The sequence below is a fragment of the Bacillota bacterium genome (assembly GCA_040757205.1).
Taxonomy (GTDB): Bacteria; Bacillota; Desulfotomaculia; order Desulfotomaculales; family Desulforudaceae; genus Desulforudis.
Genome location: JBFLXL010000008.1, coordinates 1 through 13,980, shown reverse-complemented (window position 1 = coordinate 13,980; position 13,980 = coordinate 1). Strand labels below are relative to the sequence as shown.

General features: G+C 61.1%; 13 protein-coding genes. 8 read left to right on the top strand and 5 right to left on the bottom strand.

The window, feature by feature from the left end; genetic code table 11:
• The first annotated feature begins 2 nt into the window (after positions 1-2).
• From AB1402_07120 to gatB, 5 genes are all read left to right on the top strand, one after another.
• On the top strand, positions 3-2,492 hold the full coding sequence (locus tag AB1402_07120) for a DUF2357 domain-containing protein (protein MEW6541366.1): 2,490 nt from the start codon (positions 3-5) through the stop codon (positions 2,490-2,492).
• Positions 2,493-2,564: 72 nt separating this feature from the next.
• Positions 2,565-2,738: an HIT domain-containing protein gene (locus tag AB1402_07115; GenBank protein MEW6541365.1), complete on the top strand. Its 174-nt coding sequence runs from the start codon at positions 2,565-2,567 to the stop codon at positions 2,736-2,738.
• Between the two features lie 165 nt (positions 2,739-2,903).
• Positions 2,904-3,194 (top strand): Asp-tRNA(Asn)/Glu-tRNA(Gln) amidotransferase subunit GatC, encoded by a 291-nt coding sequence (gatC, locus tag AB1402_07110; protein MEW6541364.1) that lies wholly within the window; start codon positions 2,904-2,906, stop codon positions 3,192-3,194.
• A 42-nt stretch (positions 3,195-3,236) separates the two neighbouring features.
• On the top strand, positions 3,237-4,712 hold the full coding sequence (locus tag AB1402_07105; protein ID MEW6541363.1) for an amidase family protein: 1,476 nt from the start codon (positions 3,237-3,239) through the stop codon (positions 4,710-4,712).
• A 3-nt stretch (positions 4,713-4,715) separates the two neighbouring features.
• Positions 4,716-6,158: an Asp-tRNA(Asn)/Glu-tRNA(Gln) amidotransferase subunit GatB gene (gene gatB, locus AB1402_07100; GenBank protein ID MEW6541362.1), complete on the top strand. Its 1,443-nt coding sequence runs from the start codon at positions 4,716-4,718 to the stop codon at positions 6,156-6,158.
• 258 nt (positions 6,159-6,416) lie between these two features.
• On the opposite strand, the gene AB1402_07095 is transcribed toward gatB, so the two are convergent.
• The 5 genes from AB1402_07095 to AB1402_07075 all read right to left on the bottom strand — a co-directional run bounded on the left by AB1402_07095 (position 6,417) and on the right by AB1402_07075 (position 8,445).
• Positions 6,417-6,566, bottom strand: a complete 150-nt coding sequence (locus tag AB1402_07095) for a hypothetical protein (protein ID MEW6541361.1) — start codon at positions 6,564-6,566, stop codon at positions 6,417-6,419.
• Positions 6,567-6,730: 164 nt separating this feature from the next.
• Entirely contained in the window at positions 6,731-7,090 is a 360-nt protein-coding gene (locus tag AB1402_07090; GenBank protein MEW6541360.1) for a phage holin family protein, read from the bottom strand.
• A 90-nt stretch (positions 7,091-7,180) separates the two neighbouring features.
• Entirely contained in the window at positions 7,181-7,585 is a 405-nt protein-coding gene (locus tag AB1402_07085) for a hypothetical protein (protein ID MEW6541359.1), read from the bottom strand.
• Positions 7,575-8,012, bottom strand: a complete 438-nt coding sequence (locus AB1402_07080; protein ID MEW6541358.1) for a hypothetical protein — start codon at positions 8,010-8,012, stop codon at positions 7,575-7,577. Before AB1402_07080 ends, AB1402_07085 begins: the two co-directional genes overlap by 11 nt.
• A gap of 34 nt (positions 8,013-8,046) precedes the next feature.
• Positions 8,047-8,445, bottom strand: a complete 399-nt coding sequence (locus AB1402_07075) for a DUF2089 domain-containing protein (GenBank protein ID MEW6541357.1) — start codon at positions 8,443-8,445, stop codon at positions 8,047-8,049.
• Between the two features lie 470 nt (positions 8,446-8,915).
• Here AB1402_07075 and AB1402_07070 point away from each other — a divergent pair, with 470 nt between their 5' ends.
• The 3 genes from AB1402_07070 (at position 8,916) to AB1402_07060 (ending at position 13,651) form a co-directional block, all read left to right on the top strand.
• Positions 8,916-11,477, top strand: a complete 2,562-nt coding sequence (locus AB1402_07070; GenBank protein MEW6541356.1) for a CHASE4 domain-containing protein — start codon at positions 8,916-8,918, stop codon at positions 11,475-11,477.
• A 262-nt stretch (positions 11,478-11,739) separates the two neighbouring features.
• On the top strand, positions 11,740-12,738 hold the full coding sequence (locus AB1402_07065) for a hypothetical protein (protein MEW6541355.1): 999 nt from the start codon (positions 11,740-11,742) through the stop codon (positions 12,736-12,738).
• A gap of 235 nt (positions 12,739-12,973) precedes the next feature.
• Complete coding sequence (locus AB1402_07060) at positions 12,974-13,651, top strand: transposase (GenBank protein MEW6541354.1); 678 nt, start codon at positions 12,974-12,976, stop codon at positions 13,649-13,651.
• Positions 13,652-13,980: the final 329 nt, after the last annotated feature.

Here is a 13,980-nt window from a genome sequence, read left to right as displayed (position 1 = left end):
TTGTGAAGCCCACACGTTTGTTGTTCATCGAGACTGCCGACTTGGCCGTGGAAATCTGGGGACCGGAAGGGGTGCCGGAAGCGGTCGTACCTCTTGGTCCCAGGCGCCGTTATCCCCGCCTACGCTTGCGCACCAACCAACCGTACACCTTGGACCCATCCGAACCTAAAGCGCAACCGACCTTCTTTGAAAACACTACCTATCAACTAATCGTTCGGGCTAAAAAGCCGGGAGCAACACCTTCAATCCGGCATCGCGACCCGCTGGTGCAACAGGGCTTCTACCCTTCGGCTATCGACCCCAGTGTTAGCACTGGTACTTTTACGTTCAAAGATCGGGTGGGGCTAAGCTCTTTCACTTTCCTTCTCGGCCGGCAAGAGCATCTAACGCTTGAACTTGAAGTCTTCCCCACCAAGCTCGACTACGACGAAGATTACTGGGACTTGCTGGCCGAAGTCTCCAAGTACGTTTACAACCTCGCCTTTGATTACCTCCGGGCCACCTACCAGGGTGCCGTACCATCTAAGCCTGCCGGCACACAAACCGATTTAGAGTGGCTTTTGCTGCTGGACTATGTCTTTCAGGACCTGGAACGCGCAGTGCATCAAATCGCCCGCCAGCCGCACCGGGCCCTGGTTCCCGAACCAATGTACGGACCATCAGCCCGTGTGAAGCGGTCTGACCGGTTCGTCCGAGCAGCCGTGCGTAGCGCGGCGCGCCGTGGTGTTCTTTCCTGCACTCTCGTGGACCAAGTGCCCATTCCGGACCGTCTCCGGGCTAATCGCCCCCGCCCTAACCTAAACACCCCAGAGAACAAATGGCTGCGCTATGAATTGGATTTGGTCCGCCGGCGCCTCGCCGACATGCACACCCGGGTTCGGGCCGCGGGGGTCGCCTCGGGCCGGGCACATTATCGAGAAGCCGCCGCTCAGGTCAGGCACCTTGAGACCCGCCTCGACCAAATCATGCGCTTGGAACCCCTGGCCTCGGTAACCGGCGCATCCCCAACCGCCCATTCTTCTCTCGTTTTCCGAGCTGCACCCGGCTACCGGGAGGCATTCCGCTGCTGTCTTACTCTGCGTCTGGGTCTGCGCATCCAGGCTGACGCCCTGCAGCTTTCCCTCAAAGACGTAAGCGAACTTTATGAGTACTGGTGCGTGTTGGCCCTGTTGGGCATCATTTCGGCTCGTACCGGTGGTCGGTTTGAACCCCAAACGCTGGTTGAACGTAGCCCAGGAGGCTTGACTATCCGACTGCGCCGCGGAAGACATCTGATGATGGAAGTCCGCCGACACGGCCGCACGGTCTGCACCATGCGATACAATCCCAGAATTGTCTCGGCCACCGGCGCCCAGCGTCCCGACATCCTGCTCAGCTTTCACCCAACGGGCTGGGAGACCCCGGTCGAGGTAGTCCTGGATGCAAAGTACCGGGTGGTGGGAAACCAAGACTATTTGGATAAGTACGGCACTCCCGGCCCGCCTGAAGATGCGGTGAACCAATTGTACCGCTACCGCGACGCTATCGTGGACAATGCCATTCCGCCCCGCCGGCGCATTGTCGAAGCGCTGGCTCTCTTCCCCTTTCGGGATACACAGAACTTGGAATTCCGTGACAACCGTCTCTTTCGCAGCCTAGACGCCATCGGTATTGGGGCGTTGCCCTTCCTACCTTCGGAGACCAGCTACGTGGAAGAGTGGCTGGCCAGGAACTGCCGCCGCTCGGGTACCCACTTCGCCGAAAAGGCAGTCGGGGTGGTATTGCGTGACGAGGAATTGGCCAACCGGGCTAAGATGGCTGAGGTAGTGCTGGTTGGGGTAATAGGACACGGTCTTGAGCAATGGGTCTGGATTCGCCAGCATCGACTCTATCTGGCACCACTGGCCCGGATCAGCAAAGAGCGCCGTATGAATGTAAGATGGCTCGCCTTTTTCGAACCAGTCACCCTCACCGGCCAGGACTACGGCGGCGTCCGCTATTGCGCCAGGGTGCATGGCATTGAGATGCGTCGGCGGGGTGACATCCACACCCCTTGGACTGGACGTGGATCGGCGGATGAACCCTACATCCTGTTTCACCTTGATCCACTGGAGAAGCTCCAGCGGCCTATCTGGAACACCGACCGGCACCGGGTTCTTTTTCGCTGGGGAACGCGTTACTCGTTAGAGCACTCAAAGACAATGAGCGAACTCTATTTGGAAACCGAAGCCGAACGCCGGCTGTGGGAGGAGTTACGCCAAGCCGGCATTACGTTCACGACCAAGGCCGGCCAAGCGGCCTCAATCGACCCGGACGATCCCCGGGGACGGACCACCTTCTTACTGGACAGCGAAAGGATACGAATTCGTTACCAGGGCCGCGGTGAATTCGGGGTGTGGGACGATAGATCAGATGGACAGCGAACATTTGCGGTGAGCGATCTTAGGGAAGGTCGCATGATGCTAGCGCTTATGGGCGCAATCACGGATCGGACCCTGGGCAGGGTACCCTAGGGGGTGATAATAGTGACCGAACAATCTAACCTTCGCTATTTACGACCGCGCCTTTTAGACGACTGCTGACTGTTGCTCCAGACCAAGTACAATCCTCAAGGCTACAACGTAGGCATTAACATCGGAGAAGCCGCCGGCCAGACCATCTGGCATTGTCATGTCCATCTCATTCCCCGTTATGCAGGGGACATCGAAGACCCACGTGGTGGAATCCGCGAAGCCATTCCCGAGAAGAGAATTTACTGAGATTCCAATGACGCCCCTTCGCTATGCCGCTCACTTTGCAATCTTTCCAGAAGTGATTGGACGCGGGCTACTGCAGGATCATTGCCTTGCGGGGTGCGGTGCTGGTATAATACGAAAATGGGGCAAATTTGTATTATCTTGGTTTGAGGACGGTGTTTTTTGCCGATGATCAGTGCCGAGGAGCTGGCGCAGGCCGCGGAGGCGGCGCGCATGGAGATCCCCGCTGCGGAGCTGGACGGCTTTCTGGAGGCGGTGAACGCCCTGTTCGCCTTCGTGGAGCGGCAGTGGGCGACGCTGGACGTGGAGGGTGTGGCGCCGACCGCCTACGTCCGCCCGTTGAAGAACGTCACGCGGCCGGACGAGCCCCGGCCGTCGCTGCCCCTGGAGACCGCCCTGGCGAACGCGCCCGAGGAGGAGAGCGGCTGCTTCCGGGTGCCGCGGATTATCGAGGAATAGAAAAGAAAACTTCATCTGAAATACTTTGAGGAGGCTTCCTTGATGCTCAACGACGCGCGGATCGGCCGCCTCCGTGAGTTGCTCGTGGCCCGCGAGTTCTCGGCGGAGGAGCTGACGAACGCCGTGCTCGACCGGGTCGACGCGCTGCAGGAACCCCTGAACGCCTTCATCACGGTGACCGCGGACCTGGCCCTGGCCGACGCCCGGGCGGTGGACCAAAAGATCGCCGGCGGCGAAGACCCCGGCCCCCTCGCCGGCATCCCCTTCGCCGTAAAAGACAACATCTGCACCGCCGGCGTGCGCACCACCTGCGCCTCTCGCATGCTGGAGCTGTTCGTGCCCCCGTTCAGCGCTCTTGTCTACGAGCGGCTGCGCCGGGCCGGGGCGGTGCCGGTCGGCAAGCTCAACCTGGACGAGTTCGGGCTGGGGACGACCAACCGGAACTCGCGTTTCGGACCCACCCTCCACCCCTGGGACGACTCGCGCCTGGCGGGCGGCTCGAGCGGGGCGGCGGCGGTGGCGGTGGTGACCCGCCAGGTCTGCCTGGCCCTGGGCTCGGACGCCGGCGGGTCGGTGCGCCTGCCGGCCGCCTACTGCGGCGCGGTGGGTTTGAAACCCACCTACGGGCTCATTCCCACCCACGGGCTGGTGGAGTGCGCACCCTCGCTGGAGCACCTGGGGCCGCTCACGGTGGACGTGGCCGGCTGCGCGGCGGCGCTCACCGTGCTGGCCGGGCCTGACCCGGCCGACCCGCTGACCACGGGGGCGGCGGGCGAGGACTACACCGCCCGCCTCGGGCAAGACGTCCGGGGGCTCGCCGTCGGCGTGCCGCGCGAGTACCTTTCCCCGGACATGGACCCGGAGGTGCGCGCGCTCTTCGAGAAGTGCCTGGCGCGGCTCTCCGGCCTCGGCGCCCGGGTGGAGGAGACCTCGCTCCCCCACACCGCCCACGCCGTGGCCGCCTACTTCGTGATCTCGTCCGCCGAGGCGTTCTCCAACCTTTCGAACTTCGACGGGGTGCGGTTCGGCCACCGGGCCGAGGCGCGCCACCTGCACGAGATGTACCGGCGCACCCGGCGCGAGGGGTTTGGCGCGGACCTCCGGCGCCGCCAGTTGTTCGGCACGCTGGTGTTGAGCGCCGGCCACTTCGAGGAGTTTTTCGTGAAGGCCCAGCAGGTGCGCACCTTGGTGCGCCAGGACTTCCACGCCGCCTTCGCCAAGTTCGACCTCCTGGCCGCCCCCACCGCCCCGGCGCCGGCCCCCCCTTGGGCGGACGCCGAACTGGACGGGCTGGCGGCGCGCCTGCGGGACGCGGCGCTTTTGCCGGCCAACCTGGCCGGGCTCCCGGCGCTCTCCCTGCCGATGGGGTTCGCCGGACGCTTGCCCGCGGGCCTGCACCTGGTGGGCCCGGCCTTCGGGGAGGGCGTGCTGTTGCGCGCGGCCCGCGCCCTGGAGGAGGACATCGGTTTCTACCGGCACGTGCCGCCGATCGCGTTTACGAATACGGAGGGATACTGAAAAGTGCAGGAGCTTGAAGCGGTAATCGGCCTGGAGATCCACATCGAACTCGGCACCGGCACCAAGATGTTCTGCGGCTGCAGCGCCGCCTTCGGCGCCGCGCCGAACACCCAGGTCTGCCCGGTCTGCCTGGGACTCCCCGGCCACAAGCCGGTCTTGAACCGGCGGGCGGTGGAGTACCACGCCCGGGCCGCCCTGGCGCTAAACTGCGAGATCGTGCCCTACGTCACCTTCGACCGCAAGAACTATTTCTACGCCGACCTGCCGAAGGGCTACCAGATCTCCCAGTACTTTTACCCCATGGGCGTGGGCGGGCACGTGGACGTGCACGTGAACGGCGAGACCCGGCGGGTGCGCATCCGCCAGATCCACCTGGAGGAGGACACCGGCAAGCTTTTGCACCTGGGGAACATCACCGACTCGCCCTACAGCATGGTCGACTTCAACCGGGCCGGGGTGCCGCTGGTGGAAATCGTCACCCAGCCCGACGTGCGCGACCCCGAGGAGGCGCGCCTTTTCTTGCAAAAACTGCGCTCCCTGATCCGCTACACCGGGGTGTCGGGCTGCAAGATGGAGGAAGGGTCGATGCGCGCCGACGCCAACGTGTCGGTGCGGCCGCGCGGCAGCGCGGTGTTCGGCCAGAAGACCGAGATTAAAAACATGAACTCGTTCCGCGCCGTGGCCCGGGGCATCGAGTACGAGGTGGCCCGGCAGATGGACCTGGTGCGAAACGGGGAGCCGGTGGTCCCGGAGACCAGGCACTGGGACGAGGCCCGGGGCATGACCCGGGCAATGCGCACCAAGTATTTGGCCACCGACTACCGCTGCTTCCCGGACCCGAACGTGCCCCCGCTGGAGATCGACCCGGCCTGGGTGGCGGAGCTTGCGCGGACGATGCCCGAGATGCCGGACACCCGCTGTGCGCGCCTGGTGGACGAGCACGGGCTCCCCGCCTACGACGCCGAAGTGATCACCGCCTCGCGGGCGATGGCCGACTTCTACGAGGAGACGGTCGCACTCTTCGGCGAGCCTAAGACGGTGAGCAACTGGCTCATGGGCGAGGTGAGCCGCTGCCTGAACGCGGCCGGGCGGGAGATCGAGGAAACCGGCCTCACCCCGCGGCGGCTGGCGGAATTGCTGGAGCTGGTGCGCGAGGGCGTCATCAGCGGCAAGATGGCCAAGGACGTGTTGGATGAGATGTTCACCACCGGCGCCGACGCCGGGGCGGTCGTGAAGGAAAAGGGCCTGGTGCAGATCGCCGACGCCGGCGAACTGGGTGCGGTGGCCGACCGCGTGATCGCCGCCCACCCCGGGCCGGCCGCCGACTTTAGGGGCGGCAAGGAGAGGGCGCTCGGGTTTTTGGTGGGCCAGGTGATGAAGGAGACCAAGGGCAAGGCGAACCCGCAGCTGGTGAACCAGCTTTTGCGCGACAAACTGCAGGGCTGAATCACCCGGTCCAACAGCTTCGGCAACATGCTCGGCAAGGTGAACCGGCTTTTGCGCGACAAACTGCAGGGCTGAACGGAAGGTCAACCGCTGTATTCGGACTGCCGGAGCACAGCGGACGCTAACGGCGCCTAAAGACCCCCCTCCGGCATCTACGGACCGGACCACCACCCGGAGCACCTTGTCTTTCTCGCTGACGGCGCCTAAAGGACTCCCCTTTCGGCACCTACGGGCCGGCCGACCGTTCCTTGCCGTTGTTCAGAGTTCTCCCGCCGTGTTCCGCAGGGCCTCTTCGCAAACGCGGTATTCCCTCTCCAGTTGTTCGGCCCGCCGACGCAAATCGGCCTGCAGCCGTCCGGCTTTCCGCGAAGTAAACGTGGCGCGCAGGCTCCTGACCCGCCGCCTCAATCCGAACCGGCCAAACGCCTCTCCCCAAACTGCCCGCTGAACTCTTTCCGTCCGGTTAACCCGAACAGCGCCAGCCCGATGAAAAGACCCGCCGGGTTTCGCTTTCTTGATCAGTGCCGCAGGGACTCCGCCTCCGGGGTGCCGGCGCGCCCTTTTCCGGCAGTTCACCACATCCTGAAACGGCGGTTTCCGAACAACTGATTTAAGGGCACGTTGACGAGCGTCACCAGCAGGGCGGCGGCCAGGGCCCACCAGAACCCGGGGATCGTCAACCCTTCCACCAGGCGGCTGGTGAGCATCAGCATCCAGGCGTTGACCACCAGGGTAAAAAGGCCCAGAGTGATCAGGTTGACGGGCAAAGTGATCAACAGCAGTAACGGCCGCACCAGCGCGTTCAGCAGGGTGAGCACCGCGCCGGCCAGAAGCCCCACCCACGCGCTCTCCAGGACCACGACCGGAATCACCAGCGCGATCACGTACACGGCCACCGTGTTGGCCACCATCCTGAAAACGAGCCTACTCATCCGGACCACCTCTTTGGTCTAGTCTAGTACAAGCCGACGGATAACTTTTAGGCCGGAGTTGCCCTACGCGGCTGCTTTAGCCTCTCCGGTCTAGTATAAGTCGATGGATACCCGCACCTTGCCGGCCTGCACCTCCACCACGCGCAACCGGCCGTGCCGGCGCAATTCCCGAAAGAGCGCCAGCACGAGCGCGAGAACGCGCTCCACGGACAACCGGCGGCCACGGCGGCCGGCCGAGCCGCCGTCAGCATTACCGCCGCCGTTGATGAGGCTGCCGGCAACACTACCGCCGCCGGGACCGCCGAGGCCCCCCGGGTCTGCCCGCTTCAGGGCCCCGAGCCGCCCCGGGGCCAGCGTGTCGGCCAGGGCGGCCAGGTCGGAGAAAGCGTCCAGGGTCAGGTCCAGGACGTACAGGGGCACCGGAAGCGCAAACCGGCGGAACCCGCCCTGAGACACCCTGATCAGCAGGAACTGGCTCTGCCGCTTACTCGACATAGACCTCCACCTTGGTCCTTCCTTCCTTCGGGTCATCGACGTCCACATCCACAAGCTTCCCATCCACCAGGCCCTGGTCGATGAGGCTCACGAGCTCTTCGAAGTCGATCTTGGAGATGTCGATCCCCTTGGCCTCCATTTCCCGGCGGGCCTCCTGCGGGATGAAGCCCGAGCCCATGGTGATCAGGTTCGAAGCCACTTTCAGCAGGCCGAGCGGGATGTTGACGTTGACTTTGGTGTCGGCGCTGTCCACGCGCACCCTGAGAAAGCGGTCGCGGGTCTTGGCGGACGGGCCCTGAGCGGCGGCCTGGGCGGCCTGGGCGGCCTTGGCGTCGGTCTCGTCCAGCGCGCTCAGGAGTTCCAGCCCCTCGTCCACGCTGATCTTTCCGTCCCGGACCATCTGCAGGATTCTGTTCTTCTCACTCATTGTATTATACTTACCCCTTTCCTGTTTGTCCCGTTTACTTAGCCGTTTTCTTGAGCAGCTTGGCGGCCTCCTGGGCGGTGATCTCCCCCGCCTCCAGCGCCGTAAGGATCTCCTGCTTGCGGGTCTTTTCTGCGGCGTGGTCGGGCCTTTCGGCGGGCGGCCGGTCGACCCGGTAGCCCAGCGCCTGGATCAACCCGTCCAGGCGGTTGCGCACCGTGGGGTAGGAGATGCCCAGTTCTTTTTCCACGTCCTTGATGCTGCCGCGGCACTTGATGAACACCTCGATGAATTCCTGCTGCTCGGCCGGCAATTTGCAGAACTTGCAGGAGGTGAAGCCGCCTTCAAGCCGCGTCTGGCAATGCCTGCACGCCAGGCTGCTGATGACCAATTCTTGATTGCAGACCGGGCAGCAGTGCGGCGCCTGGTACTTCATTGATTCACCCCCTTCTTGGTCCGGCCTCGGACGGCCTGAGATCGTGCTCCGAACCGGTCTTTGGATCGGCACTTGGATCGGCGGCACGCTCGATTTGAGCCCATTCTATTCGGTCAACTCAAAGATGTCAATGGCTAATTTAAGATTCTTAATGTTACCATTAACTATATTAATAATGGGTGCGGGTATTGATTCGCGCAGCCCGCTACACAAAGAACCGCATTATCCGCCAGGCTGTCAGTGTCAATTTATCCGCCTCAACTTCAAGTATGAATGTTTCTGCCGACGTGCTTTCATTAGCCCCTGCCATGTTCTTCGAAGTACTCCCGTAAGCTCCCTTGGGGCTTCTAAGCCTTATGCGGGTTTTTTTTCGTGTGGTGTTGACGAGCAAGCTTTTTGGACGATAAGAGGAAATAGGGAAGATTTTGTCGTATGGTATCCTGTTGAAACCAAGGTCGGGGGGCGAGTGCTTGACACTCCGTAGGAAGACCCTGATGTTCATAGGGGCGATGCTCCTCGGTTTACTGGTGATTCTTTATACAGCCGCTCACCATATACTCCTGCACAGCTACGAGGACTTGGAAGAGAACAGGACCCGCGACTATACCGAACAGGCGCTGAGTTTGATTGCCGGTCAACTGGATGAACTGAGTAACGGGGTGGGTGATTGGGCCGCGTGGGATGAGACCTACGCGTTTATCATGACCGGCGATCCGGATTATGTGCGCCGAAACATCCCGGATGCCACATTTGATAATCTCCGGTTGAACTTAATGCTTTTCGTCAATGCGCCCGGCCGGGTTGTGTTCGGCCGGGCCTTTGACCTGCAGAGCGGAGAGGAAATGCCGCTGCCGAGAAGCCTGGAGCCACACCTTGGGGACGGCAGCCCCCTGTTGGATCATTTCGACCCGGAGAGCAGTGTCAGTGGATTGGTTCTTCTCCCGGAAGGACCGCTATTGGTTGCTTCGCGACCCATCGTGACTAATGAAAGGCAGGGACCGATCCAGGGAGCCCTGATTTGGGGCCGTTATTTGGACAATCTGGAAATAGCGCGTTTGTCTGAAGTAACACAGCTGAATCTCTCCGCCAGTCGCCTGGATGACCCAACGCCGCCGGCTGATTTCGAGGCGGCGCGCGGTCTTTTGTCGCAACAAACCCCAATTGTCGCCCGGGCGGTGAGTGCGGATTCGGTGGCGGGGTACGCGCTGCTCGAGGATATCCACGGCGAACCTGCGCTTGTCCTGAAGGTGGACCGTCCACGGGCGATCTACAAACAGGGTTTGGCCACCATCAACTTCTTTGTCTGGTTCCTCATGGCGGGCGGTTTTGTAATCATCATAAGCACGATGCTCCTTTTGAAGAACTTGGTTCTTTCCCGGTTGGAGCGCCTGAACTCCGGGGTTGAAGAGATTCGAAAGACCGGTGACCTGTCGGTACGCCTGGCTATCCCCGGAGAAGACGAACTGTCAAACCTGGCCGGCGCCATCAACCGGATGCTGGCGGCCTTGGAGCAATCCGGCCGCCAATTGCAGGACAGTGAAGAGTCCTACCGCGGCCTGGCGGAGAAACTCCAGACTGCACACCAGCAGTTGCAGGACATTATCGAGTTTTTGCCGGACGCCACGTTTGTCGTCGACCGCGACAAGCGGGTGATTGCTTGGAACCTAGCCACTGAGAAAATGACGGGGATTTCGAAGGCCGAAATCCTCGGTAAGGGTGACTATGCTTACTCCTTACCTTTTTACGGGCGGCCGAGGCCCATGCTGATCGACCTGGTGATAGGGGGGGACCAGGGTATTGAGTGGCAGTACCAGGGCTTTGAGATTAAAGGCAACACCTACTATGCCGAGGGTTTCGTTCCTTCAGTCTACGGGGGCCAAGGGGCCTTCGTCTGGGAGAAGGCGTCGCCGCTGTTTGACGGCCAGGGGAATGTGACGGGGGCGATCGAAACCATCCGCGATGTGAGCGAACGGAAGGAGGCGGAGGAGCGGCTCAGGTACCTGAGCCTGCACGACCCGCTGACCGGAATCTACAACCGGGCTTACTTCGAGGAGGAAATGCGGCGCCTGAAGGGCGGACGCTTCGCGCCGGTAGGCCTCGTCGTGTGTGACGTGGATGGACTCAAGCTCGTCAATGACAGTCTGGGCCACGATGCCGGGGATGCGCTGCTCAGGGCGGCGGCCGGGGTTTTGCAGCAGGCTTTCCGCAAGAGCGACGTGGTGGCCCGGGTGGGGGGAGACGAATTCGCCGTGGTCCTGCCGGAGAGCGATAAGACAGTCGTCCAGGGTGCCTGCCAACGGATCCGGGAGGCGGTGGAGCGCCACAACCTGCTTCATCCGGAGCTTCCCTTGAGTTTGTCCGTTGGTTATGCGGTGGGTGACGACGATACCGACAACTTAAACAACCTATTCCGGGAAGCCGACAACAACATGTACCGGGATAAACTGCACCGCAGCCAGAGTACGCGCAGCGCGATCATCCAGACATTGATGAAGACCTTGGAAGCCAGGGACCACATTACCGAGGGGCACGGGGAACGGATGCAAGACTTGGTCCTGCGCATGGCCCAGGCTCTTGGCCTGCCCGAGCGCACGGTAAACGACCTGCGCCTGTTGGCCCAGTTTCACGACATCGGCAAGGTTGGTGTGCCGGACCGTATCTTATTCAAGAAGGGGCCCCTTTCCCCGGCGGAGAGGGCGGAAATGCAGCGGCACTGTGAGATCGGTCACCGCATCGCCCATTCGGTCCCGGACCTGGTGCACATTGCCGACCTGATTCTGAAGCACCACGAGGTATGGAACGGGGAGGGCTACCCCCTGGGATTGAAAGGCGAGGAAATCCCGTTGGAATGCCGCATCCTGGCTGTCGCCGACGCCTATGACTCCATGACCAACGACCGCCCCTACCGGAAGGCGATGTCGCACAGAGAAGCGGTTACCGAACTTGAGAGGTGCACCGGCTCGCAGTTCGACCCGGAACTGGTGCGGCTGTTCGTGGAAATCCTGAAGCCTTTAACGGCAAGCACGTCGTAATGGACATGCTTTGTCCTTCCGGCCGGGCTGGCGGTGTTCAGTGGTGCGACGGGGTAATTCTTGACCCACCCCGGGAAGAAACCGCGAACGCTTTGCCCAGAGGTGGAAAACAGTGAAGCGGGCCTGGCTTCGTTTTTTCCATTTCCCGTTCTTCCAACCTACTTTGCTGTATGGATTTACCAAGAGGAATTCTGGTCATCTACGATAATTTTTACTGCAGTGGTTTTCCTTAAGCAACTTGGCAGCGGCGGGGTATCTTAGCATGTTCTGGAAAACGCACTGCGGCAAGATCGTGGTTACGGCCTTGGCGGTGATGATCACCATCTGGGTATATGCTGCGCAGGCGGTTCCGCCGGACGTTGGCGGCGGTACCGTGGCTCAGGATGCCGCATCTGTGGTCGCCGGTGACCGGAGGAGCGGCGATGAGACCACAGACAGCGGTTCCGCGGAGGCGCTGGGAAAAGAAGCGTTTATTGTCGAGGAAGCCCCGGCGGAGACTGAGCAGGCTCAAGCCGAAAGCGGGCACCCGGCTGAGGCCGAGAAACCCCGGATCCAGCAGCCGCAGCCGGCGCCGGCGCCGCAACCGCAGCCCCAGCCGCCGCCACCGGAATCCGTGCCCCTTAAAGACCTCTCCATACAGTCCTTCAACACCTATGTTCTGGATATCGTCAACACCTATCAAGGCCGGGATTATCCTTACCTGTTCAACACCGACTATCAGAACTACAACGGGGTGACCACCACTCTGGAATATAAGGGCTGGGTGCTGGCCCGGGCCCATCCCAGCGGGAACAGGGCCAGTCATTGTACGGGCATCACCTTCGAGGTTTTCTTCAAGGCCATGCAGCAGCGGAACATTGACCTGGGGCTCGACCCGGGGGATTTCAACGGGATGACCTTTGACGAACTGTTTGATTTTCTGCTGCGCTGGTATATGGCCGGCGGCGCTCAGGCCGGTCACCACATTGTGGCCGCGGTAGAGAAGTACGGCCTGGGCATGGGGATCGCCGATCTTGAAGAGGCACGGCCGGGTGATTTCATGCAATTCGGCAGGGAAAATAACACCGGGCATACCGTGGTGTTCATCGAATGGCTCCGGGACAGCAGCGGCCACATTATCGGGCTGCATCACTGGTCCAGTCAGTGCTCAACCAACGGGATAGCATACAAGAAGGAGTACTTCAACATCCAGGACGCCCGGGGGCACAAGTACGGCAATGTCAGGATGGATACCTTGCGCATCGCCCGGGTGCAGCCCTGATCACCGCGGCTGCGGGATTGTCAACGGCAAATTGAAATTCCCCACCTGAATTAAGGGGACATACCTGAAGAATTCTGAAGAATTAAGGGGAAGAATTAAGGACGAAGAATTAAGGGGACACCATACTGAATTATTGGAAGAATTAAGGGGACACCATACTGAATTATTGGAAGAATTAAGGGGACACCATACTGAATTATTGCTTTCTACCAAATGTTTGTGTTATAAGATAAATATGGCAAGAATAGCACGCGTGGTGGCACCCTACGTGCCTCACCACGTCACACAACGCGGTAACCGCCGCCTCCAGACATTCTTCTGCAATGAGGACTATCTGGAGTACCTTGAGTTGATGGCGCAGTGGTGTTCCCTTTGGGAAGTGGAAATCTGGGCCTATTGTTTGATGCCCAATCATGTACACTTGATTGCTGTGCCGCCATCGAAAGAAGCTCTGACTGGCGCCATTGGAGAAGCCCACCGCCGCTACACGCGCCGGGTAAACTCACGGGAAGGCTGGAGCGGTCACCTGTGGCAGGGACGTTTCTCTTCGTTTCCAATGGATGAAGCCCATCTTTGGGTTGGTGCACGCTACATAGAACTCAACCCTGTACGTGCGGGGTTAGTAAAGGAGCCGTGGCAGTATCGTTGGAGTAGTGCCAGAGCGCATATGGATGGGCGCGACGACGTATTGCTTCGTGCCAGACCGTTGTTAGAGATGTTCGGTAATTGGAGGGAATATCTTTCCAAGGCCATCTCTTCAGAGGAAGCCGAAGTATTCGGGCAACACGAGAGAACGGGGCGCCCCTTGGGGAATGAGGGATTTCTCGCTGCCCTTGAGAAAACATTAGGGCTGAATCTGCGACCCCGTAAGCCGGGTCCCAAGGGGCCTCGGAAAAGAAAAACAGCAGACTAAAAACTCAGTAATTCAGTATGGTGTCCCCGTAATTTCCCAATGGTGTCCCCGTAATTTTTCCTTCCCGTAATTTCCTCCCGTAATTTCCTCCGAGGAGTACCTGGCCCGGCGGCGGAAGTTGGTCCGCGAACTCCTCGGAGCCGCCTCCTCAACCGTGACGGTGAGGTTGTAGTCAGCTGCGTGATTTTATACTGGCCGGTAACTGTTGCTGCCGGAGCTATTTGTCACTGATTGACGCGTGCCAATGGCACTCGTCATTGCCGGGAGTGGATGGCACCGGGAGCCGTGACAGTTGACGTTCCCGGCCCCCGGACCTCTTGGATCGAGTT